Annotated in this window: 15 protein-coding genes; 7 read left to right on the top strand and 8 right to left on the bottom strand. The window is 69.8% G+C overall.

Going from position 1 to position 22,485, the window contains the following annotated elements; translation table 11 throughout:
- Positions 1-110: 110 nt before the first annotated feature.
- Positions 111-1,682, top strand: coding sequence for a DUF1996 domain-containing protein (locus ACGFW6_RS13970; RefSeq protein ID WP_393508004.1), 1,572 nt, complete (start codon positions 111-113; stop codon positions 1,680-1,682).
- A 69-nt stretch (positions 1,683-1,751) separates the two neighbouring features.
- On the opposite strand, the gene ACGFW6_RS13965 is transcribed toward ACGFW6_RS13970, so the two are convergent.
- Positions 1,752-2,183: a hypothetical protein gene (locus tag ACGFW6_RS13965; RefSeq protein WP_393508002.1), complete on the bottom strand. Its 432-nt coding sequence runs from the start codon at positions 2,181-2,183 to the stop codon at positions 1,752-1,754.
- 102 nt (positions 2,184-2,285) lie between these two features.
- Here ACGFW6_RS13965 and ACGFW6_RS13960 point away from each other — a divergent pair, with 102 nt between their 5' ends.
- From ACGFW6_RS13960 to ACGFW6_RS13940, 5 genes are all read left to right on the top strand, one after another.
- Positions 2,286-2,813: a tetratricopeptide repeat protein gene (locus ACGFW6_RS13960; RefSeq protein ID WP_393508000.1), complete on the top strand. Its 528-nt coding sequence runs from the start codon at positions 2,286-2,288 to the stop codon at positions 2,811-2,813.
- A gap of 115 nt (positions 2,814-2,928) precedes the next feature.
- Complete coding sequence (locus ACGFW6_RS13955) at positions 2,929-4,854, top strand: hypothetical protein (RefSeq protein ID WP_393507999.1); 1,926 nt, start codon at positions 2,929-2,931, stop codon at positions 4,852-4,854.
- A gap of 107 nt (positions 4,855-4,961) precedes the next feature.
- The gene (locus ACGFW6_RS13950) at positions 4,962-5,858 is read left to right on the top strand and encodes a metal-dependent hydrolase (RefSeq protein WP_393507997.1); all 897 of its coding nucleotides are present in this window, start codon (positions 4,962-4,964) and stop codon (positions 5,856-5,858) included.
- Positions 5,858-6,916: a PDR/VanB family oxidoreductase gene (locus tag ACGFW6_RS13945; protein WP_393507995.1), complete on the top strand. Its 1,059-nt coding sequence runs from the start codon at positions 5,858-5,860 to the stop codon at positions 6,914-6,916. The genes ACGFW6_RS13950 and ACGFW6_RS13945 overlap by 1 nt, the downstream gene beginning before the upstream one ends.
- A gap of 56 nt (positions 6,917-6,972) precedes the next feature.
- Entirely contained in the window at positions 6,973-7,662 is a 690-nt protein-coding gene (locus ACGFW6_RS13940) for a TetR/AcrR family transcriptional regulator (RefSeq protein ID WP_393507993.1), read from the top strand.
- Here the strand turns inward: ACGFW6_RS13940 and ACGFW6_RS13935 are convergent.
- The 4 genes from ACGFW6_RS13935 to ACGFW6_RS13920 all read right to left on the bottom strand — a co-directional run bounded on the left by ACGFW6_RS13935 (position 7,659) and on the right by ACGFW6_RS13920 (position 16,633).
- Positions 7,659-8,015, bottom strand: coding sequence for a 5-carboxymethyl-2-hydroxymuconate Delta-isomerase (locus tag ACGFW6_RS13935; protein WP_393507991.1), 357 nt, complete (start codon positions 8,013-8,015; stop codon positions 7,659-7,661). The two genes, ACGFW6_RS13940 and ACGFW6_RS13935, sit on opposite strands and share 4 nt — an antisense overlap.
- Positions 8,016-8,043: 28 nt before the next feature.
- Entirely contained in the window at positions 8,044-9,690 is a 1,647-nt protein-coding gene (locus ACGFW6_RS13930) for a SpoIIE family protein phosphatase (protein ID WP_393507989.1), read from the bottom strand.
- A 90-nt stretch (positions 9,691-9,780) separates the two neighbouring features.
- Complete coding sequence (pulA, locus tag ACGFW6_RS13925; RefSeq protein WP_393507987.1) at positions 9,781-15,195, bottom strand: pullulanase-type alpha-1,6-glucosidase; 5,415 nt, start codon at positions 15,193-15,195, stop codon at positions 9,781-9,783.
- Positions 15,196-15,310: 115 nt separating this feature from the next.
- Positions 15,311-16,633 carry an alpha-amylase family protein gene (locus ACGFW6_RS13920; RefSeq protein ID WP_393508797.1) on the bottom strand — a complete coding sequence of 441 codons (1,323 nt, stop codon included), beginning with the start codon at positions 16,631-16,633 and terminating at the stop codon, positions 15,311-15,313.
- 270 nt (positions 16,634-16,903) lie between these two features.
- Here ACGFW6_RS13920 and ACGFW6_RS13915 point away from each other — a divergent pair, with 270 nt between their 5' ends.
- The gene (locus ACGFW6_RS13915; RefSeq protein ID WP_393507985.1) at positions 16,904-18,664 is read left to right on the top strand and encodes a carbohydrate-binding module family 20 domain-containing protein; all 1,761 of its coding nucleotides are present in this window, start codon (positions 16,904-16,906) and stop codon (positions 18,662-18,664) included.
- Between the two features lie 62 nt (positions 18,665-18,726).
- Here the strand turns inward: ACGFW6_RS13915 and ACGFW6_RS13910 are convergent, their stop codons facing one another.
- The 3 genes from ACGFW6_RS13910 to ACGFW6_RS13900 form a co-directional block, all read right to left on the bottom strand.
- Entirely contained in the window at positions 18,727-20,403 is a 1,677-nt protein-coding gene (locus ACGFW6_RS13910; protein ID WP_393508794.1) for a glycoside hydrolase family 13 protein, read from the bottom strand.
- A gap of 133 nt (positions 20,404-20,536) precedes the next feature.
- On the bottom strand, positions 20,537-21,442 hold the full coding sequence (locus ACGFW6_RS13905) for a sugar ABC transporter permease (RefSeq protein WP_393507983.1): 906 nt from the start codon (positions 21,440-21,442) through the stop codon (positions 20,537-20,539).
- Between the two features lie 13 nt (positions 21,443-21,455).
- A complete protein-coding gene (locus ACGFW6_RS13900) occupies positions 21,456-22,460 on the bottom strand; it encodes a carbohydrate ABC transporter permease (protein WP_393507981.1) in 1,005 nt (334 codons plus the stop codon).
- Positions 22,461-22,485 lie beyond the last annotated feature (25 nt).

The raw sequence follows: 22,485 nt of genomic DNA, 5'->3' as shown, positions 1-22,485 counted from the left end.
ACAATTTCCGGGACGGCTGAACACCCCTGGGACTGCCTCCGTATGAAAGGGAGCCGCTTCACTCCTGTCGGGCGCCTCGATGCCCCGAAAAAGGAAGTCAGAGGAGTTCCATGGGACGCAACATTCGAAAACGCCGTACGCCGCTGGCCACCAAGGCCATAGCCGCATCGGCGGCCCTAGCGCTCGGTGGGGGCGGGCTTGTATGGGCCAACTTCTATGCTTCGGCACACGAGGACAACTCCGGGTGGAACCGGACGAAGTCCACGAACGCCCGGGTCGCGACGATCAACTGCCCTGATGTCGGCCAGAAGCTGACGAAGGTGCCGCGGAGCGCGCGCAGGGGTGTGGCCAAGGAGCTGGCGCTGCTGGACCGGCAGGTCACGGATGCCTACAAGCGTCTCGCCGAGACGCGGCAGGCCCAGGCGGGGGACGCCAACTACGTCAACAACGCCATCCTGAGTCCGCTGAAGTCCAAGCGCGTGGCCACGCTCGACCGGATCGGCATCAACATCAACCGGGCCGGCGGCAAGCGACCGCAGAACCTGGAACAGCTCGCCCAGTGCCAGGGCGTCCCGGCCGAGCAGCCCGAGACCAACGACGGCCAGCAGGACGGGGACCAGAACCAGGACGGTCAGGACCAGAACAACGACGGTCAGGACCAGAACCAGGACGGTCAGGACGGCGGTCAGGACCAGGGCGGCCAGGACGGCGGCGGCGAGGACCAGGGCGGCAACGGCGGACAGGCCGGCAACGGCCCGTCGGCGGACGACTTCGTCGACATCACGCAGGTCCAGGGCAACGCCCAGCTGGGCGTCGGCGCGAACGGCCTCCCCGCGAACGGGGACAGCGGTTCGACCGGCAGCTTCACCACGAGCTGCGGCACCAACGAGAACGAGAACCGCAACTCGGACAACGTGATCGTCGCTCCCGGTGTCAGCAACGGTGCGCAGCACCAGCACGACTACGTCGGCAACCAGGCCAACAACGCTTTCGCGAGCGACCAGGACCTGGCGAACGGCGACACCACCTGCGAGAACCAGGGTGACCGGTCGTCGTACTTCTGGCCGGTGCTGCGGGTGCAGGACGGCCAGAACGACATCGACGCGAACGCCCCCGGTGGCGGTCAGGACGGCAACGTCGGCACGATCGTCCAGGCCAGCGAGGCACAGCTGAAGTTCGTCGGCAACAAGACGAGCGATGTCGTCGCGATGCCGGAGGCCCTGCGCATCATCACCGGTGACGCCAAGTCCTTCGTGAACGGCAACAACAACGCCAACGCGAACTGGAGCTGCACCGGCTTCGAGGACAAGGTCCAGCTGCACGACAAGCTCCCGATCTGCCCCGAGGGCAGCTCCGTGGTGCGGACGTCGAACTTCCAGAGCTGCTGGGACGGTCAGAACATCGACAGCGCCAACCACCGTACGCACGTGGCGTTCGTCCAGGGCGACGGCACCTGCGCCAACGGCTTCCAGGCGATCCCCCAGCTCCAGGTCCGTCTGGTCTACGACGTCCAGGCCCCGCAGATCCAGAACGGACAGGTCCAGAACGCCTTCGCGGTGGACTCCTTCCCGGACCAGCTGCACAAGGCGATCACCGACCACAACGACTTCATCAACTTCTTCGACGAGAACACGATGAACGAGATGGTCCAGTGCATCAACAGCGGGCAGGACTGCCAGTAGTCCTCACGCATGAGAAAGCCGGCGGTGGGAATTCCCACCGCCGGCTTTCCTTTTGTGCCCGGTTCGCGATCAGCTGTGGTGGCCGCCCTGGTTGTGGCTGCCCCCGGGGTTCATGTGCGCGGAGCCTTCCTCCATGGTTCCGCCGAGCTTGCTCTGGAGCGTGGTGACCGTCTTCTCCTGGCCGACGGCGACCCATTTGCGGCCGACGAGGTAGTAGCCGCCGTAGTCCTTCGCGCCGCTCAGCCACTCGGCCTGGCCGCGGTCGGTGGCGAAGGTGGCGAGGATGTACTTGTCCTTGCCGGTCTTGCAGATGGCCTGGCGGATCTCGTCGGCGTCGGTCTGCATGTTCGGGTCGCACTTGGCCATCGATGCCAGATGCTCCAGGCTGCCGGTCGCCGTCTCCGGCATGTCGGCCGCCTTGTCGCCGCCGGCGCCGCAGCCGGCCAGCGCGAGCACCGCCACCGCGCCGGACAGCGCGAGCATCGGTCGGGTCAATGTCATCTGTTCCTCCGGTCCATGCCGCACGGAGCCCCGGCAGGAGCCCTCCTCCCCCATACGGCTGTGGCGTGCGATGCGCTCAAATGGAGACTCTCACAGGCACAGGTGTGCGAGTGTGGGCCGGTGAACCAGGACTGGGAAGACCGCGTGAGCGCCGCATGGGCCACCTTCGACACCTATGCCGAGGAGGATGCGGCCGACTTCCGCGCCGTCGTCGACGCCCTTGTCGCCGAACTGCCCGACGACAGCCCGCTCGGGCCGTTCGAGCAGGCGTGCGCATGGGACTCGACGGGCCACTCGGACAGAGCGGTGCCGCTGTACCGGGAAGCCCTTCAGCGGGGGCTCAGCGGCTACAAGGGGCGGCGGGCGAAGATCCAGCTGTCCAGCTCGCTGCGGAACATCGGACAGGCCGAGGAGGGCGTGGCGCTGCTGACGCCGGAGCTGGACGCGCCGTCGGACGAGCTGGACGACGCGGTGCGGGCGACGCTGGCACTGTGCCTGTCGAGTCTCGGGCGGGATCGGGAGGGGCTGGCTCTGGTGCTGGGTGCGCTGGCCGCGCATCTGCCGCGATATCAGCGCTCCATGGCCCATTACGCCCGTGCGCTGTGTGCGCCTCAGGATGTGCCGCTGTAGGCCGTCGAGGGTCCGCGGGGCCGTTGCGGTCGATCGCGCAGTTCCCCGCGCCCCCGACCGGCGCTGCCGGAACCGTGGGTGGTGACCTACCGTCCATTCGCTCGTTCTGCTGAACGTGCAGTCACAGGATGTCGCCCCGCGCCCCGCAGCCGAATCCGTCGATCCGGTCGTCGACGTCGAGCGGGCCGAGGCCGCGCTCGTCGAGCACTATCCGCGTCTGGTCCGGCTCGCCTACCTGGTGCTGCCGCCGAGCCTCGGCCGCAACCGGCGCGTCCTGACCGCGCACTCCCTCACCCAGCGCGCGCTGCCCCGCGGCCGCACGGCGCCGGCACCCGTGATCCCGGCGCAGTCGACCGGCCGGGACAGCGACCCCGGGTACGCCTTCCTGCGGCTGCGTGTGCTGCGTACGGCGCTGGAGGCGGGCTGGACGCTCAAACGCGCGGCCTGGCCCAAGCGCTCCCAACTGCCGCCCCTGCTGCCCCAGGTCTGGGGCCTGCGCCTCTTCCCCCGGTCGGGCGGCGCCGACGAACTCGCCCTGGACCAGCGGCTGTCGGCGCTGTCCGGCCCGGCGCGGGCCGCCTACGTCCTGCGCGGTCTGGAGAAGCTCCCGGACGGTGACGTACGCGAGGTGCTGACGGCCGCCGGCGTCGAGGACGCGGACGACGCGCTGGAGGAGGCCGACACGGTTCCGGCGCAGTACGCCCTCCTGGACTCCCCCGAGTTCGACCCCTGCTCGCTGCAGGCCCGGCCCACCGATCTGATGCGGCGCAGGCAGCATCTGCGGGCCGCGCTCGCCGCCGGGGCCGCCCTGCTCGTGTGCGGGGCGCTGCTCGGGCTGCCCGGCGAGGGCTGGGCCCCCGACGGTCCCGCCGCGCCCTCGTACGCGCAGAACCCGGCTGCCGAGGCCGCGCTCGACCCGGCCCAGCTGACCAAGGTCCCGGCGCTGGCCTGGCAGTCCGCCGCCCGCACCGACTTCTCCGTGTGGCCGGCGCGCGGCGGCCTCACCGGCGACTCGGCCCTGCTGCGCCGCGCCCTCGCCGTGTGGGCCCGCCCCGGCGAGACCGTCACGGTCTCGGCCACCCCCGGCACCCCGGCGGGCGGCCCGCCCGGCGCACCGCAGCTGCTGTACGCGGGGACGGTCGACACCGCGCGTGTGGTGATCCTCTACGACGGTCTGCGGATCGCCCGCTACGCCGAGCCGGTGGACGGCACGGCCGGCGCCGCCCTGGACTTCTCCCGGGTCGACGGCGCGGGCCGGGCGGAGGCGAGCGCGGTGGTGCTGAGCCGGGCCGACGGCAATGTGCGCTATCTGCTGGCGCCCTGGGTGAAGGAGGCGGCGGAGCGGGATCTGCTGAAGCCGGGCGCCGGGGCGATGGATCTCGGGGTGCGGGAGGGCATCACCTCGCCGCTGGCGAGCCCGATCAGCCAGCAGACCGGCGCGTGCTCGTCGTGGAACGTCCTGCAGGTGACCGACAGCACGGGCACGCGGCTGCTGACCGACCTCGCCGAGCTGGTGCCGGCCCGGCTCACCACGGGCCGGCCCGGGGCCGCCGAGGATGTGACGGGCGCGCGGGCGCTGCACACGTGGGCGCCGAACTCCTGCTGGCTGGGCGCGATGCGCTCGGCGGGGGTGCGCTCGGTGAACGCCTGGTCGTTCGCGGCACAGCCGCTGCCCGACGGCACCGGCACGGCGGACTGGGTGTGCAGCCGCGCCGAGACCTGGCGGGGCGGCGGCGAGCGGGTGCTGGCCCAGTTCCGCACGCCGGGCTCGAGGCTCGCGGCGGTGGCGGCGAAGGCGCAGAACGTTCCGGCGTGCGGCGCGCGTGACCCGCATGTGCTGGCCGGGGTGCTGTGGAAGGCGAAGGCGGGCGGCTGGTACCTGCTGGCGGCCGGCACCGCCGACACGGCGTCGATCACCGCGACCGGCGGCGTCCACGGCACCGCCCGGAACAACCTCCTGACGACCGAGGCGAAGCAGGGCGCCCAGGCGAAGCTGAAGGGCACCCTGGACAGCGGCCGCGTGATCGACGGGCTCCAGTGAGACCGGGACGCCCCGGTGCGGCACGGCGACCCGCCCTGCTGACAGAAATGTAAATAAGGGCGTGCAGGAGGGTTCTCCGGAGCCCTACCCGTCAGTACATTGACGCCATGTCTAACACGCCGGACCGCGTGCCCCTCAAGGCCCGCAAGGTGTCCTTCTCCTGGGACGGCACCCCGTTGCACTGGGTGCCGGGGGACCCGTTCAGCACGCACACCATCAACGTGCTGCATCTGCTGCTGCCGGCCGGTGAGCGCTGGTTCGTGCATGTCTACAAGCAGGTGCTGCCGTACATACGGGACGACCAGCTGCGCGAGGACGTGCTCGGGTTCATCGGGCAGGAGGCGATGCACTCGCAGGCCCACGACGAGGTGCTGCCGCACCTGCGGGAGCAGGGGCTCGACCCGACGCCGTACACCGCGCAGGTCGACTGGCTCTTCGAGAAGCTGCTGGGCGACCGGACGCTGCCGCCGGGCCGGGCCCGCCGCTGGTGGCTGATGGAGCGGGTGGCGCTGATCGCGGCCATCGAGCACTACACCGCCTTCCTCGGCGACTGGGTGCTCAACGCCGAGGAACTGGACCGCCGCGGCGCGGACCCGACCATGCTGGACCTGCTGCGCTGGCACGGCGCCGAGGAGGTCGAGCACCGCTCGGTCGCCTTCGATCTGTTCATGCACGTCGACGGCGGCTACCGGCGGCGGGTGCGGACCTGGGCGACCGCGTTCACCGCGCTGGTCTTCCTCTGGCAGCGCGGGGCGCGGTTCTTCATGGAGAACGACCCGACGCTGATCGACGGCCGCGCCACCTTCAAGGACTTCTACGTCCGGGGCCGGCGCGGCACGCTGCCCGCGACCGGCGCGATGCTCAAGTCCATCCCGCGCTACCTGAGCCGCGCGTACCACCCCTCGTACGAGGGCTCCACCGAGCAGGCCGTCGCCTATCTGGCCTCCTCCCCCGCCGCTCTGGCCGCCGAGAGGGCCGAGCAGTCCGCGAAGGGTGCCGCCTGATGCCGAAGCTCCGCACCGTGGCCGTCGTCGCCGGTACCGCCCTGCTCGTGCGGCGGGCGATGCGGCGCCGTATCCGGACCTCGCCGCTGTGGCCGATGCCCGCCCTGGAGGAGCCGGTCTCGGGGCGGCCCCGGTCGCGGGCGCTGCGCGTGCTGGTGGCCGCGCGCGAGGAGGTCGCCGAGGGGGTCGTACAACTGCGGCTGGAAGGGCAGGAGCTGCCGGGCTGGGAGCCCGGCGCGCATCTCGACCTGGTGCTGCCGTCGGGCCTCGTGCGGCAGTACTCGCTGTGCGGCGACCCGGAGGACGACTCGTCCTACACCGTGGCGACCCGGCTGGTCGAGGACGGGCGCGGCGGCTCGCGCGAGGTGCACGAGCAGATCAGGGCCGGCATGGAGCTGGAGGTGCGCGGGCCGCGGAACCGGTTCCCGCTCGTCGAGGCGGAGTCGTACGTCTTCGTCGCGGGCGGCATCGGGATCACACCGGTGCTGCCGATGCTGCGGGCGCTGCCGGACGGCGTCGAGTGGCGGCTGCTGTACTGCGGGCGGGACCGCGCGTCCATGCCGTTCCTGGAGGACGTCGAGAAGCTGGGCCGGACGGGGGTCCCCCCGCTCGGGCGCGGCGGAGAGCGGGAGAGGGTGACGGTCGCCGAGGGGCTGCCCGACCTCGACGGGTTCCTCGCGGACGTGCCCGAGGGGGCGGCCGTCTACTGCTGCGGGCCGGAAGGGCTGATGGCCGCGGTGGAGGAGCGGTTCCCGGGCGTCCACTTGGAGCGGTTCGCGCCCCGCGCCTCGGGCGGGGACGCCTTCGAGGTCGAACTCCGGCGCAGCGGACGGACGGTGAGCGTGCCGGCCGACTCGACGGTGCTGGCCGCCGTGCGCGCCGAGTTGCCGGACACCCTGTACTCCTGCGAGCAGGGTTTCTGCGGGACCTGCCAACAGCGGGTGCTGGAGGGCGAGGTGGACCACCGGGACGAGCTGCTGACCGACGCGGAGCGTGCCGACTCCATGCTGATCTGTGTGTCACGGGCGCGGGGTGATCGACTCGTACTGGACATGTGAACGTCCATGGTCGGTCCGGTCCGTTCGGGGCCGGAATCGATCGGTAAGGTGTTCGCATGACTACCGGGGTACGGCGAAGAATGGGAGTCGAGGAGCGACGGCAGCAGTTGATCGGCGTCGCCCTCGACCTGTTCAGCCAGCGCTCGCCCGACGACGTCTCCATCGACGAGATAGCGGCGGCCGCGGGCATCTCACGGCCGCTGGTCTACCACTACTTCCCCGGCAAACTCAGCTTGTACGAGGCCGCGTTGAAGCGTGCCTCGGAGGAACTCGCGGGCCGGTTCGTCGAACCGCAGGAGGGGCCGCTGGGGGCGCGGCTGCTGCGCGTGATGCGGCGGTTCTTCGACTTCGTCGACGACCACGGCCCGGGTTTCTCGGCACTGATGCGGGGCGGCCCGGCCGTCGGCTCCACGGCGACCAACGCGCTCATCGACTCCGTGCGGCAGGCCGCGTATGTCCAAATCCTTTCGCATCTGCGCGTGGAGAATCCACCGGCGCGACTGGAACTGGTCGTCCGCTCGTGGATCTCGCTCGCCGAGTCGACGGCGCTGATCTGGCTGGACGGCCGGCGCATCCCGCGCGGCGAGCTGGAGGTCCAGCTCGTGCACGACTTCGCCGCGCTGGCCGCCGTCAGCGCCGCTCAGGACGACGAGATGGGCACGCTGCTGCGCGGCATGCTCAAGGACGAACCGGCCGACGGCCCGTTCGCCGACCTGGTCACCCGGCTGATCGCGCTGGCTTCCTAGCGCTCGAACTTGCGGTACGACGCGTCGAGGTCGCGGATCTCGGCGGAGGCGTGCAGCACGATGCCGTCGTCCTCGATGTGCCTGCGCAGCAGTTCCAGGACCGCCTCGGTCAGCTTCGCCTTGGTCTCCTCGCTGCGGCCGGCGAGCAGGCCGAGCGTGACGTGGACGACCGCGTGCCGCTGCTCCGCGGGGTCCTCGTAGCCGAAGGCCGTGAACTCGGCGGCCCGGAACTGCGTCTTGCAGGCCTCCGGCTTGGCCGCCGCGATCTCGACGGTCGCGGTGTGCAGGTCCCGGGCGAAGCCCTCCCGGTCGAAGGAGATCGTCTTCGAGTGGTCGACGGTGATCTGCGGCATGAGCACTCCTGTTCTACGACGGCAGCGCTCACCCTAACCGCAGGGCCAGCATCGCGATGTCGTCCTCCCTCTCGTGCCCGAAGCAGTCCAGCAGGGTGTCGCACAGCGCGTCGAGACCGGGCGGGGCGCCGGCGGCCGCGGTGCGCAGCTGCTCCATGGACGTGGTGAGGTCGACGCCACGGGTCTCGATGAGGCCGTCGGTGACCATGAGCAGGCGGTCCTCCCGCTGGAGGACCACTTCGACCGGCTCGGGTCGGTCGAGCGCGAGCCCGAGCAGCGGTCCGCACACCGGGACGTACTCGGCCCGGCCGTCCTCGCGGAGGATCGCCGGCGGAATGTGGCCCGCGTTGGCGATCCGCGCCCTGCCCGTGCCGGGGTCGATCAGGGCCAGGCAGACGGTGGCGGTGATCTCCGGGTGGTAGTGCAGCAGCATCCGGTCGAGCCGTATGGCCAGGGCCCGCGGGTCGCTCTCCTCGACGCAGTAGGCGCGCAGCGCGTGCCGGATCTCGACCATGACCGTGGCCGCGTCCAGTGAGTGCCCCACGACGTCCCCGACCGCGGTGAGCACACCGTCACGGGTGGGCAGGGCGGCGTAGAAGTCCCCGCCGATCTCGGTCTGCCGGGAGGCGGGGACGTACCGGACGACGAGGTCCACGCCCGGCAGATGCGGCAGCCGGTGCGGCTGGGGCAGGAAGCTGTGCTGGAGGGTGAGCGCGATGTCTCGTTCGGCCTGGTACATGAGCAGGGGTTCGGCGGCGAGGGCGGTGGCCTCTGCGAGGCGCTCCGCCGGGAATGCCGCGATGGGCCGTCGGTCGTCCGCGAGCCCGTCCTGGCCGGTCGCGCAGTTCCCCGCGCCTCTTCGGGGCGCGGCACTTGCCGGTGTCGCGATGCACACCTGGGCCCGGCCCTCGGTGGTCGACGCCAGGACCAGGTGGGCGTCGTCCCGGGCGCCGGGTCGGAAGAGACCCGGCGGCCACAGGGGCGCCGGGACGACCGTGCTGTGCACGCCGGCGCGTCGGTCCGCGATCCGGGTGATCAGCCGGGCCGCGGCCTGGTGCGGGGCCGCGTCGGACAGGGCGAGGCGGCTGCGGGACGTGCCCTGGTGCGCCTCCCCGTCCGGGCCGATGACGAAGACGACCGCCGGTGTGCCGGTCAGCCGGGCCGCGCCCGCGGCGGCGGCGTCGGCCAGTTCCCCCAGGCAGCGCGCGGTCTGCACGGTGACGATGGCCTGGGACAGCAGCGTCAGCCGGTGGGCGAGCGCCTCGGCGTCGGTGCGCCGGCGCGCCCGCACGACCGCCGCGTGGACGACGGCCTGGATCTCCCTCGGCTCGGCCGGCACGGCCAGGAACGCGTCGGCGCCCGCGTCCAGTCCCCGGCACCGGTCCCTCGCCTCCACGGCCGTCGCGGAGAAGTGGACGACAGGCAGGGCGGCGGTGGAGGGCCGGGACTTGACCCGGCGGCACAGTTCGAAGCCGCTCATGTCCGGCAGTCCGACGTCGACGAGGGCCACGTCCGGCAGGGCACCCGCTCTCAGCCGTACGTCGAGCTCGCTCAGTGCCTCGCCCGCGCTGGCGACCGGCACGACGTGGTGGCCGGCGCGGCGCAGCACCGCGCCCATGGCGTAGCGGTTGGTCGAGACGTCGTCGACGACCATCACGGTCGTGCCCGACTGCATGAAGTCATCGTTCATCGTCGGCGGCCCTCGGTTACACGTGAGTGGGGCGGACCTGGTGGCCAGGTCCGCCCCACTCACGCTAGTGCCGTATCAGAGGGATCGGGTGAAGACCGCGACAGAACGCCCCGGAACGGCGAACGTGCCGGTTTTCCCGTCGAAGGACGCGGACTTGACGATAAGGTCCGCGCCCGCGCGTTGCACCGGGTGCAGCCGGTACGCGTCGCCGGTGAGCGAGGCGACGTGCTGCTCCTGGCGCTCGGGCGTCGCGTTGAAGACGACGACGAGGTCACCGAGCCGCATGGTGATCACGCCGGGCGTCTCCTCCTTGCCGGACAGCGGGAAGGAGAGCTTCGACTGCACCTGTCCGGCGGTGTCGAGGGAGAAGGCGCTCTCCGTCGAACGGATCCGCAGCAGGTCGCGGTAGGCCGCCGAGGCGCCGTCGATCTGCTCGCAGCCGACCTTCACCGTGCCGAGCAGCGGCTTGGCGTACGGCCACTTGGAGGCGTTGTCGGCCGCGGGCGGCAGCCCCCGCCCGAAGCCGTTGCCGTCGGCGCAGTTCCAGTGGATGGCGTTGAACCAGTCGCCGCTGTCGTAGGAGTTGCGGTCAAGGGACTTGGAGCGCAGCAGGTCGGTGCCGGCCTGGGAGAGCGCCGGGCCCTGCGACAGGGTCGCGGTGGCCATGGCGAGGACCTGCATCCGGGCGCGGTCGGCCGCGCTCGTCTCCGCGGGCAGCTTGAACGTCAGCGCGTCGAACAGGGACTCGTTGTCGTGCGCGTCCGCGTAGGCGAGGGCGTCACCGGGGGCGGCGGCGTAACCGGCCGGCTGACCGTTGTAGTCGACCTCGGAGCCCTTGACCTCCTTGCCGCCGGTGTCGGTGAAGCGGTAGTCGGCGAGGTTGCCGGACAGCCCGACCTTGATCAGGTCCTGGTAGTGCAGCAGGCGCGCCTTCTGCTCCGCCTCGGTGCCGTTGTTCTTCGACGAGTTGGGCTCGGTGTACAGCCCGGACGCGAAGCCCTGGACGCCCGGGTCCTCGTCGAAGGGGCCGCCGCCGCGCACCGCGTCACGGGCGCGGTCGGAGAAGGTGGCGATGCCGGTGCCGGCCATGTTCTTCTGGGTGGCCTGGACGAAGCGGGCGTCGTCGGCGACCTCGCCGAAGTTCCAGCCCTCGCCGTACAGGATGATCTTCTTGCCGTCGACGCCGTCCTCGGCGAGGGTCAGCGCGTCCAGGGCCTTCCTGACCGCCAGGATGTTCGCCTTCGGGTGGTGGCCCATCAGGTCGAAGCGGAAGCCGTCGACCTTGTACTTCTTCGCCCAGGTGACGATCGAGTCGACGACGAGCTTGCCCATCATCGCGTTCTCGGTGGCGGTGTTGGCGCAGCAGGTGCTGTTCGCCACCGAGCCGTCCGGCAGGAGCCGCTGGTAGTAGCCCGGCACGATCCGGTCCAGGACGCTGGTGTCCGCCTGGCCGCTCGCCGCCGTGTGGTTGTAGACGACGTCCATGACGACGCGCAGGCCGTCCTCGTTCAGCGCCTTGACCATCCTGCGGAACTCGACGGTACGCGCGGTGCCGTCGGGGTCGGAGGCGTAGGAGCCCTCCGGGACGGTGTAGTGGTACGGGTCGTAGCCCCAGTTGTAGGCGTCCTTCGCGGCGGTCTTCGCCACGCACTCCTGCTGCTGGTCGGAGTCGGCCGGGAAGGAGGCGAGGTCGCAGTCGGGGCTCGCCTGGTCGGACTTCCGCTCGGGGATGGTGGCGATGTCGAAGGCCGGCAGCAGATGGACGTACGACGTGCCCGCCTCGGCCAGCTTCCTCAGGTGCTGGGAGCCGTCGCTGAGCTTGTCGGTGAAGGCGAGGTAGGTGCCCTTGTCCTTCGCGGGCACCGTCTTGTCCGCCACCGAGAAGTCCCGCACGTGCAGTTCCTGGATCTGCGCGTCCTTCAGCGGCACGGCCCTGGGCTTGGTGTAGGTGGTCCAGCCGCTGGGCGCCAGGGTCCGGTCGTCGAGGTCGACGAGGAGGCTGCGCTCGGAGTTCGCCGTGAGGGCGACCGAGTACGGGTCGGTGACCTTGTTGGTGACGACCTCGCGGACGCTGGGCGCCCAGACCTTCACGACGTACCGGTACGGCTTGTTCTTCCAGGACTTGGAGCCCGTGACGGACCAGACGCCGGTGGAGTCGCTGCGCTTCATGGCGACGGTGGAGTCGCCGATCTCCAGCTTCACCGACTGTGCCGTGGGCGCCCAGACGGACAGCGTGGGGCGGCCCTTGTCGAAGACCGGTCCGAGGTCCGCCTTCGTCGCCGCGGGGTACAGGTCGTCGAGCACGCCGGCGATCTGCACACCGGTCGCGGCGAGCACAGCGCCGTTCGCGGCGCGCTGGGAGGCGACGACCTGGCCGCGCAGCGCCTCGCGGACCCGGTCGCGGTCACGGGGGTCGACCGACCAGGCGGTGTAGTCCTTCAGGTGCGGGAACTTCGCCTTCTGGGCTTCGGTGAGAGAGCCCTTCGACAGCCGCAGCCACTTGGCGTCGCCGGTCAGGGCGCCGTCCTTCACCGCGATGTCTCCGTCCCGGCTGTACAGCAGCTGGGTGGAGGCGGCGGCCTCCGAGCCGTTCCAGGCGAGGGTGTCCCGGTCGATCCAGACCGCCTTGGAGGTGGTCAGGTCGAGCGCGGCGGCGGACCCGGCCGGCTGCGGGAGCAGGTACTTCTCCTGGCCGCTCACCAGCCACACCTCGTGGCCGTTGGCCGTGAGGTCGAGCGACTGGTCGGCGGGCAGGTCCTTCTCGTCGCCCTTGTGGAGGATGTAGCTGAGGCTGGTGGCACCGTCGGTGAGCGGTACCTCGAAGACCGCACCATAGCTGTCAGTCTTCACCGGCTTCAGGGGGTTCGACCACTCGGTGGGGTTCGCGGCACCCGTCCAGGTGTGCAGTCCCCAGCCGTCGTAGTTCCCGTCGGCGCGGTGGTAGTGCAGGACGGCCTTGGACTTGTCCGGCGCCGGGTAGTCGGCGGCCGGCTTCTCGGTGAGTACGGCCTCCTTGCCCTGCTCGACCCAGATCTCGCCGGTCTTGGTGACGTCGATCGTGCGGTCGGTGGAGACGTCCTTGTTGCCGTCCTTGTCGATGACGAGGTAGCCGACGGACGAGGCGCCCGGCTTCAGCTTGACGTAGGCGAAGGCGCCGTAGGCGTCACGGCCGGTGAAGGGGTGGCTGTCCGGCCAGTTCGTGGACTCGCCCTCGGCGATGTCGCCCCAGGCGTACACACCCCAGTCGGCGTAGTCACCGTCGGCGCGCTTGTAGTGGACGACCGCGTAGTCGCGGGAGGAGGCGGTGGGGGTCTCGGGCGCGGGCGGGGTGCCCGTGGTGGAGGCCGCCGTGGCGCTCTTCGTGCGGCCCGCCGAGTCGATCACGACGGCCTTGTAGCGCAGCGCGGTGCCGGCCGGTACGTCCGCGCCGATGGTCTGGGTGACCTTGTACGGGGCGTGGTCGGCGGAGCCCAGCGTCTTCCACTTGCCGTTTCCGGCCTGGGCGGCGAAGACGACCCGGTTGAGCTGTCCGCCGTCGACATCGGCGCCGATCTCGACGGTGCCGGTGGCCCCGGCGGCCGGGGCCTTCAGGCTGATCGTCGGCGTGGTGGCGGGCCCCGCGAGCTTGCCGGCCGCCTTGTAGACGACAGCCGAACCGGCGGGGACGGTGACGGTGACCTTTTTGTCGGCGCCGCTCTTGACGGAGCCGTCGGCGCCGTGGATCGCCTTGAAGGTCATGCCGGCCGAACCGGTCGCGAAGGTCGCCGTCCTCGCCTCGCCCGCGTTGTTGAAGGCGACGACGTACTCGGTGCCCGTGCGGGCGTCGGTGCGGGAGAAGGCGTAGATGCCGGCGCCGTCGGCCGCGTAGCGCTCGGTCTGGACGCCGTCGGCGAGGGCCGGGTTGGCCCTGCGGAGCTCGGAGAGGGCGCTGATCTGGCGGTAGAGCGGGGCCTTGGTGTCGTAGGCGTCGCTCGCGTGGGTGCGGTCGGTGCCGAGCTGGTCGTCGTCGAGGTAGTCGGCGGTCTTCGAGGCGAACAGGGTCTGGCGGGCGTCCTTGTCGCCGCCGGCGCCGGTGAAGCCCTGTTCGTCGCCGTAGTAGACGACCGGGTTGCCGCGGCTGAGGAACATCAGCTCGTTGGCGAGCTTCGCCTTCTTCACCAGCTCGGCGTCGGTGGCCTTCGGGTTGTCCTGGTTCAGGAAGTACCCGATGCGGCCCATGTCGTGGTTGCCGAGGAAGGTGACCTGTTCGTAGGCGTTGGCCTTGTCGGTCGTGTACTTGTAGTCGTCGCCGAAGACGCCCGCGAGCTTGCCCGCGCCGGCGCCCTGGGAGGCGTACTGCCGTGCGGCTTCCTGGAAGGGGAAGTCGAGGGTGGCGTCGAGGCGGCCCTCGGTGACGTACGGCGAGGTGATGGAGGTGTCGGCGGAGTAGACCTCGCCGAACATGAAGAAGTCGTCGCGGCCCTGCTCGGCCGCGTAGGAGTCGAGGGCCGTGGCCCACTGGGTCCAGAACTCCATGTCGACGTGCTTCACGGTGTCGATCCGGAAGCCGTCGATGTCGAAGTCGCGCACCCAGCGCTGGTAGATCTTCTCCATGCCGCCGACGACCTCGGGACGCTCGGTCCACAGGTCGTCGAGGCCGGAGAAGTCACCGTGGGCGGAGCTCTCGCCGGCGAAGGTGGAATCGCCCCGGTTGTGGTACATCGTCGGGTCGTTGAGCCACGACGGGACCTTGGTGTTCTTCTTCGCGGCGGGCACGGTCGGGGTGCGCGGGAAGGAGTCCTCGTCGACGGCCGGGAAGGCGGACTTGCCGTCCGCGTAGTCGGCGTCGTCGAACGGCTTGCCGTCCTTCGTCAGGTACGGGAAGGCGCCCTTGGCGAGGTAGTCGTAGGACTTCTCCTCGTAGTCGACGACGTCCGCCGTGTGGTTGGTGATGACGTCGAAGAAGACCTTCATGCCCTTGGCGTGGGCCTTGGAGATGAGGGTCTCCAGGTCCTTGTTGGTGCCGAAGTGCGGGTCGACCTGGGTGAAGTCGGTGATCCAGTACCCGTGGTAGGCGGCGGAGGCGTCGCTCCCCGTGCCCTGCACCGGCTGGTTCTTGAAGATCGGCGCCATCCAGATGGCGGTGGTGCCCAGCCCCTTGATGTAGTCCAGGCGCTTGGTCAGGCCCTTGAGGTCGCCGCCCTGGTAGAAGCCCTTGTCGGTGGGGTCGTACCCGGTGGACAGGCGGGAACCGGTCAGGCCGCCCTTGTCGTTGCCGGTGTCACCGTTGGCGAAACGGTCCGGCAGGACGAAGTAGAACTGGTCGCGGGTGGCGTCGTGACGGGCCGGCTCTGCGGCGAGCCGGGCGTCGGAGGGCGGCGGGGGCGGGGTGTCGGCCCGCGCCGCGAGGGGCTGGACGAGCGCTGCGGCCAGCGCGGTCACGGTGACCGCAGCGACCCGTCCGGCATGGGCGGTTCGTCGCCTCGACGACGTCGGCCATCTCGGTATCACAGATGGGCTCCTTGCGATTACGGCTCTTTGGGTCCGACCCCGCGCGACCGTATCGCCGCCGCAACGCTTACAGCAAGAGGCTTGAAACCATCGGCAAAAACTTTCAGTTGGCTGCTCAGCAGCTGCTCTTGCCGGCGTAGATCGCCAGAGCGGTGTTGGCGCCCAGTGTGGCGGTGAACTGGCCGCTGGAGTTCACGGTCACGCTCGTGTTGTTCTGCACGTTGCAGTACGTCCCGGCGGGCAGCGACGTCTGGTAGGTGCGGCTCAGGCTGCCCGACTCGTGGTTGATGGCGACGTAGCCCTTGCCGCCCCGGCCGAAGGCGATGGCGTCGCCTCCGTTGTCCCACCAGTTGGTGACGGCCTGGCCGCGGGTGGCGTTGCGGAAGGCGACCATCGACTTGATCTCCGGCCAGTTGTGCTGGCACTTCCAGCCGTTCTGCCAGCAGGCGGTCACCGAGCCCCCGTTGGGCGGCCCCGCGTCCGTGTCGGAGAACTCGTACCCGGAGTTGATGTCCGGGGCGCCGTAGGGGTAGGCCAGCATGAAGACGTTGGCCAGCGTGTAGGTGGCGTTGTCCTTGTAGTTCAGGGTGGAGCCGTTGCGCTCGGTGTCGTGGTTGTCCACGAAGACGCCGGAGACGCCGCTGCTCATGTAGCCCCAGCCCTCGCCGTAGTTCTTCAGATAGGCGAGGTTCTCGTTGTTGAAGACCCGCTTGAGGTCGTAGGCGTAGCGGAACTCCTGGACGTCGCCGTTGCCCGTGTACTCGGTGGGCTGGACGGCCTCCCCGCTGCCGTAGATGGCCTCCTGCTTCCAGTACACCGACGGGTTGCTGAGGCGGGACTTGATGTTGGCGAGGTCGGCGGCGTCCATGTGCTTGGCCGCGTCGATGCGGAAGCCGTCGACGCCGAGCGAGAGCAGGTCGTTCATGTAGCCGGCGATGGCGCCGCGGACGTAGGACTCACCGGTGTCCAGGTCGGCGAGGCCGACCAGCTCGCAGTGCTGGACGTTCCAGCGGTCCTGATAGTTGCTGATCTGGGCGGTGCAGTCGTCGAAATCGTACGACGAGTACAGACCGGGGTAGTTGTACTTCGTGTACGACGAGCCGCCGGTGCCGGTGCCGCTGCCCGCCGACATGTGGTTGATGACCGTGTCGACGACGACCTTGACGCCGGCCGAGTGGCAGGTGTTCACCATGTTCTGGAAGGCGGTGCGGTCGCCGAGGCGGCCGGCGATCCGGTAGCTCACCGGCTGGTACGAGGTCCACCACTGCGAGCCCTGGATGTGCTCGGCGGGCGGGGAGACCTGGACGTAGCCGTAGCCGGCGGGGCCGAGGGTGTTGGTGCACTCCTTGGCGACCGAGGCGAAGTTCCACTCGAACATCACCGCGGTGACGTCCTTGGTGCCGGGCGGAGCGGCGGAGGCGGGGGTGGCGGGGGCCATCAGGGCCGCCGAAGTGGCGGCCAGCGCGGTCGCGGTGACGGACCATCTCGATATCACAGGCGTGACTCCTTGCGATGACGGCCAGGCGTCGTTGCCGGGCGCCGGCGTGACCGTACCGCCGCGAAAGGTTTACAGCAAGAGAGTTGAAAGTCATAGCAAGTACTTTCATCCGCAACCTTGACGTGCCCTTCTCAACTCCCCCACGCTCACTCGTGGTTGAACCTCTGGCCTGTGATCGACATCCGACGCCATCCGCATACGGAGCCGCACATGACGACCAGACCTCGTTCCCCCGGCGCACTGCGCCGCACCCTCACCACCGTGGCGGCCGGCGCTCTCGCCCTCGCCGGCACCGTGGCCCTGCCCGCCTCCCCCGCCCGCGCGGACGCCACCACCTCGGGCGATGTCATCGCCAACCTGTGGTCCTACAACTGGGACTCGGTCTCCTCGGAGTGCACAGACGTCCTCGGTCCGAACGGCTACGGCGCGGTCTGGGTGGCCCCGCCCGCCGAGTCGCTCAAGCAGACGAACTACTCCTGGTGGGACGTCTACCAGCCCTACTCCTACGAGCTCAGCGGCCGCTTCGGCACCGCGGCCGAGTTCGCCTCGATGGTCACCGCCTGCCATGCGGCGGGCGTGAAGGTGTATACGGACGCGGTGATCAACCACACCGCCGCGCAGACCGGCACCGGCTACAACGGCACGACGATCACGAACAAGTACGACACCCCCGACTGGGACCCGGACGACTTCCACACCTCGGCGGAGTGCAACGACTCCGACCTGATCATCGACGACTGGTCGAACCTCGCCGAGATCCAGAACTGCGAACTGCTCGGCCTGCCCGACCTGGAGACCGAGGACGACGACGTCCGCTCCGGCATCGCGGCCTTCCTCAACAAGCAGATCGCACTGGGCGTGGACGGGTTCCGCGTCGACGCGGCCAAGCACATGCCGGTCGCCGACCTCGAGGCGATCCGGGCGAAGCTGGACGACACCACGTCGGGCGCCGAGCCGTACGTCTTCCAGGAGGTGTACCCGGGCTCGACGCCCGCGGCCTCCGACTACTACCCGGTCGGTGACGTCCTGGACTTCACGTACGCGAGCCGCGTGAAGTCGGCGTTCCAGGGGAACGTGAGCGACCTGGAGTCACTGCCGTCCTCGGGTGTGCTGCCCCCGGCCGACTCGGTGTCCTTCGTGACCAACCACGACACCGAACGCAACGGCCTGCACATGAGCTACAAGGACGGCGACACCTACCGGCTGGCGAACGTCTTCCAGCTCGCCTACAAGTGGTCGACGCCGACGGTCTACTCGGGCTTCGAGTTCTCCTCCTCCGACCAGGCCCCACCCAACTCGGGCGGCTTCGTGACGGACACGAACTGCTCCGGCGGCTGGTACTGCCTCCAGCGCGACACCGCCGTCACCGGCATGGTGAAGTGGCACAACGCGGTCGGCTCGGAGGCGGTGACCAACTGGTCGACGAAGTCGTCGAGCGTCATCGGCTTCGGCCGCGGCACGGCCGGCTACGTCGCGATCAACAACGGCTCGGCCACCGCGACGCACACCTTCGCGACCGGGATGGCCGACGGCTCGTACGCCAACGTCACCGACAACGGCGCCACGACGGTGACGGTCTCCGGCGGCAACGCGACCCTCACGATCCCCGCGAAGAGCGCGATCGCCTTCTACGACGGCGCGTTCACGCCCTGCGGCACCTCCTGCGAGGAGCCGGACGACGGCACCGACATGACCTTCAACGTCACCGCCACCACCGTCTGGGGCACCAATGTCTTCGTCGTCGGCTCCATCGCGGCCCTGGGTTCCTGGAACCCGGCCGACGCGATCCCGCTGTCGTCGGCGTCCTACCCGAAGTGGAGCGGGGCGGTGACCGTGCCGAGGAGCACGACCTTCGAGTTCAAGTACATCAAGAAGGACGGCTCGGGGAACGTGACCTGGGAGTCCGGCGCCAACCGGTCGTACACCACGGGAAGTTCCCCCCAGTACTCGACCGACGACACCTGGAAATAGCCGAACCGGCACAACGGCCTGTGGCCCACCACCGTGCGGTGGTGGGCCACAGGAGTGGACCGTCAGGCCGTCGTCCACCACACGGTGGTGTCCGACGGGACCTTCGTCTCGCCGTCGGCCTCGGTGATCTCGCCGCTGGTCAGCAGCACACGACCGTAGGCCGGGAGGGTCACGGACTCGCCGGTGGTGTTCGCGACGCACACGAACTCGCCGCGGCGGAACGCCAGGACACCCTCGGGTGCGCGCAGCCACTCCACCGAGTCGCCGGCACCCAGGTCCGGCTGGGCGCGGCGGACGGCGAGCGCGGAGCGGTACAGCTCAAGGGTGGAGTCGGCGTCACCGGTCTGCGCCTCGACGCTCAGCTCGCCCCAGCCCGCCGGCTGCGGCAGCCAGCTGCCACCGGCGCCGAAGCCGTACGACGATCCCGTGCGCGTCCACGGAATCGGCACCCGGCAACCGTCGCGGAAGCCGTCCTGGCCGGCGCCGCGGAAGTACGCCGGGTCCTGGCGCACCTCGTCCGGCAGGTCGACGACGTCCGGCAGGCCGAGCTCCTCGCCCTGGTAGATGTACGCCGAGCCGGGCAGGGCCAGCATCAGCAGGGAGGCGGCACGGGCGCGGCGCAGGCCCAGCGCGCGGTCCCCGGCGGTGCGGATCTGGGTGCCGAGACCGGGCGGGTTGGCGAAGCGGGTGGCGTGCCGGGTGACGTCGTGGTTGGAGAGCACCCAGGTGGCGGGGGCGCCGACGGGGCGCATGACCTCCAGGGTGCGGTCGACGACCTTGCGCAGCTCCTCCGCGTCCCACTCCGTCGACAGGTACTGGAAGTTGAACGCCTGGTGCAGCTCGTCCGGGCGTACGTAGTTCGCGGTGCGCTCGACGGTCGGGGTCCACGCCTCCGCGACGAAGATGCGCTCACCGGCGTACTCGTCGAGGATCGTGCGCCACTGCCGGTAGATCTCGTGCACACCGTCCTGGTCGAAGAACGGCATGACATCGTTGCCCAGCAGCTTGAGCTGATCATGGGATCCGAGGTCGGGCAGCCCCTGCGCCTTCACCAGTCCGTGGGCGACGTCGATACGGAAGCCGTCGACGCCCATGTCGAGCCAGAAGCGCAGGATCGAGCGGAACTCGTCGCCGACCGCCGGGTGCTCCCAGTTGAAGTCGGGCTGCTCGGGCGCGAAGAGGTGGAGGTACCACTCGCCGGGGGTGCCGTCGGGCTCGGTGACCCGGGTCCAGGCGGGGCCGCCGAAGATGGACTCCCAGTCGTTGGGCGGCAGTTCACCGTTCACGCCCTTGCCGGGACGGAAGTGGTAGCGGTCGCGCAGCGGCGAGCCCGGGCCCTCCGCGACGGCACGCTTGAACCACTCGTGCTGGTCGGAGGAGTGGTTGGGGACCAGGTCGACGATGATCCGCAGGCTCAGCTCGCGGGCGTCACGGATCAGCGCGTCCGCGTCGAGCAGGTTGCCGAACATCGGGTCGACGGCCCGGTAGTCGGCGACGTCGTAGCCGGCGTCGGCCTGCGGCGAGGCGTAGAAGGGGCTCAGCCACACGGCGTCGACGCCGAGGTCGCGCAGGTAAGGGAGTCGGGAGCGTACGCCTTCCAGGTCGCCCATGCCGTCGCCGTTGCTGTCGGCGAAGCTGCGCGGGTAGACCTGGTAGATCACCGCGTCCCGCCACCAGTCGCCGCGCTTGGCTTTGGCGGGGTTCGGGGCCGGGGCGATGGCGGAGTGGTGCTGGCTCATGGCGTCCTTGGTGCGGTGGGGGAGGGTCATGGGGTCAGGTGTGCGTACGGCGGGGATGACGAGGCGGCCGCAGTGACAGCGGGGTCGGATGGACACGGCGGCCGCCTCGGGTTCACGGGGAGCTGCTGAGAGCTCAGCCCTTGGTGCCGCCTGCCGTGAGGCCGGTCACCAGGTTCTTCTGCACGAAGTAGAAGAACGCGGACACCGGTATGGCGATCAGCACCGCCGTCGCGGCCATGAGATTGCGCTGCGCGTCGTGCTCGCTGACGAAGGTCTGCAGACCCACCGCGAACGTGTACTTCGTGTCGGACAGCATGAACGTCGACGCGAACGCGACCTCACCGAAGGCCGTGAGGAAGCTGTAGAACGCGGCGACCGCCAGGCCCGGCTTGGCGAGCGGCAGGATCAGCCGCGCGAAGGTGCCGAAGGGGCTCAGCCCGTCGACGCGTCCCGCCTCGTCGATCTCGAACGGGATCGTGTCGAAGTAGCCCTTCATCAGCCAGGCGCAGTACGGCACGGTCGTCGAGCAGTAGACGAGGATCAGACCGAGGTAGTTGTCGATGAGCTGGACCTCGGACAGGATCTGGTACATCGGCACCATCAGGACGGCCACCGGGAACATCTGGGTCACGAGCAGCACCCACATGAACTTCTTGTAGCCCGGGAAGCGCATCCGCGAGACCGCGTAGCCGGTGGTCGCGGAGATCACGACGCCGATGAGCGTGGTGCCCAGCGTGACGATCATCGTGCTCGCCAGCCAGTCGAAGAACTTCGTCTCCTGAAGGACGAACGTGTAGTTGTCCAGCGTCATCTTCCCCCAGATGCCTCCGGGGTGCAGATAGTCGTCCTTGTCCGGGCCGAGCGACAGGAAGACCAGCCAGGCCACCGGGAAGAGGGCGATCAGGCTCGCCACGATCAGGATGCCGTGGGAGACGACGGACGTCCGGCGGCTGTTCTCGCCGCGGCGCACCGGGCGCGCGGCGGCCGGCTTCGCGGAGTCCCGCTCGTTCACCGGGTTCTCAACAGTGGTCGTACTCATGGGGACTCCTGCCTCAGATCGCGAGCTGCTGCTCATTGCGGTTCAGCCAGCGGCGGTAGAAGGAGGTGAAGACGATCAGGATGGCCAGCAGCAGCATGCCGTAGGCGGCCGACTGCGCGAAGTCACGCGGCTGCTGTCCGAAGCCGAGGTAGTAGGCCCAGGTCACCAGGATCTGCGCGTCCGGGGCGGTGTCGCCGAACAGCAGGAAGATGATGGCGAACTGGTTGAAGGTCCAGATGATGCCGAGCAGGACCACGGTGGAGCTGACCGAGCGCAGGCCCGGCAGGGTGACGTACCGGAACTGCTGCCACCTGCTCGCGCCGTCCATCTCGGCCGCCTCGTACAGCGAGGAGTCGATGGACTGGAGCCCGCCGAGCAGCGAGAGCATCATGAACGGCACACCGCACCAGGTGTTGACCATGATCGCGGCGAACCGCTGCCAGAAGGTGTCCTCCAGCCACAGCGGCGTCGGCAGGTGCAGTGTCTCCAGGAACGAGTTGATGATGCCGCCGTCGGCGAGCATGAACCGCCAGCCGAAGACGGTGACGAAGGTCGGCACGGCCCACGGCAGGATCAGGATCAGCCGGTACAGCGTGCGCCCGCGCAGCTTCTGGTTGAGCAGCAGGGCCAGGCCCAGGCCGATCGTGTAGTGGAGGGTGACGCAGGCCGCCGTCCAGAAGATCGTCCAGATGAAGTGCGACCAGAAGCGGTCGTACGCCGTGTCGCCCCACAGGATGTCGGCGTAGTTGTCGAGGCCGATGAACTTGTAGGTGGCGTCGATGTGGTTCACGCCGATGGTGCGGGCGCTGTTGAGGCTGTTGGCGTCGGTGAGCGTGAGGTACAGGCCGTACACCAGCGGGTAGAGCACGAGGACGCCGAGGACGATCACCACCGGAGCGATCATCGCGTAGGCGTACCAGTGCTTCTGGTAGCCGTGCTTCAGGCGCTGGCCGAGCCCGCGGCGTGGCCCGCGCTCGCCTCGGGGTTTCCCGGTCGCGCGGTCGATGGCGACTGTCATGGTTCGACAACCTTCATGAGGATCG

The organism is Streptomyces sp. Y7 (assembly GCF_043195415.1).
GTDB lineage: Bacteria > Actinomycetota > Actinomycetes > Streptomycetales > Streptomycetaceae > Streptomyces.
Note: the sequence above shows the minus strand (reverse complement) of the source record. Positions and strands in the feature narration are given on the sequence as shown.

Excerpts from the sequence above, each read along its gene's own strand:
- ACGFW6_RS13920 (WP_393508797.1), bottom strand. The coding sequence starts at position 16,633 with ATGGCCCCCGCCACCCCCGCCTCCGCCGCTCCGCCCGGCACCAAGGAC.
- ACGFW6_RS13930 (WP_393507989.1), bottom strand. The coding sequence starts at position 9,690 with ATGCAGTCGGGCACGACCGTGATGGTCGTCGACGACGTCTCGACCAAC.
- ACGFW6_RS13900 (WP_393507981.1), bottom strand. The coding sequence starts at position 22,460 with ATGACAGTCGCCATCGACCGCGCGACCGGGAAACCCCGAGGCGAGCGC.
- ACGFW6_RS13935 (WP_393507991.1), bottom strand. The coding sequence starts at position 8,015 with ATGCCGCAGATCACCGTCGACCACTCGAAGACGATCTCCTTCGACCGG.
- ACGFW6_RS13945 (WP_393507995.1), top strand. The coding sequence starts at position 5,858 with ATGCCGAAGCTCCGCACCGTGGCCGTCGTCGCCGGTACCGCCCTGCTC.
- ACGFW6_RS13950 (WP_393507997.1), top strand. The coding sequence starts at position 4,962 with ATGTCTAACACGCCGGACCGCGTGCCCCTCAAGGCCCGCAAGGTGTCC.
- ACGFW6_RS13905 (WP_393507983.1), bottom strand. The coding sequence starts at position 21,442 with ATGAGTACGACCACTGTTGAGAACCCGGTGAACGAGCGGGACTCCGCG.
- ACGFW6_RS13970 (WP_393508004.1), top strand. The coding sequence starts at position 111 with ATGGGACGCAACATTCGAAAACGCCGTACGCCGCTGGCCACCAAGGCC.
- ACGFW6_RS13915 (WP_393507985.1), top strand. The coding sequence starts at position 16,904 with ATGACGACCAGACCTCGTTCCCCCGGCGCACTGCGCCGCACCCTCACC.
- ACGFW6_RS13965 (WP_393508002.1), bottom strand. The coding sequence starts at position 2,183 with ATGACATTGACCCGACCGATGCTCGCGCTGTCCGGCGCGGTGGCGGTG.
- ACGFW6_RS13910 (WP_393508794.1), bottom strand. The coding sequence starts at position 20,403 with ATGAGCCAGCACCACTCCGCCATCGCCCCGGCCCCGAACCCCGCCAAA.
- ACGFW6_RS13940 (WP_393507993.1), top strand. The coding sequence starts at position 6,973 with ATGACTACCGGGGTACGGCGAAGAATGGGAGTCGAGGAGCGACGGCAG.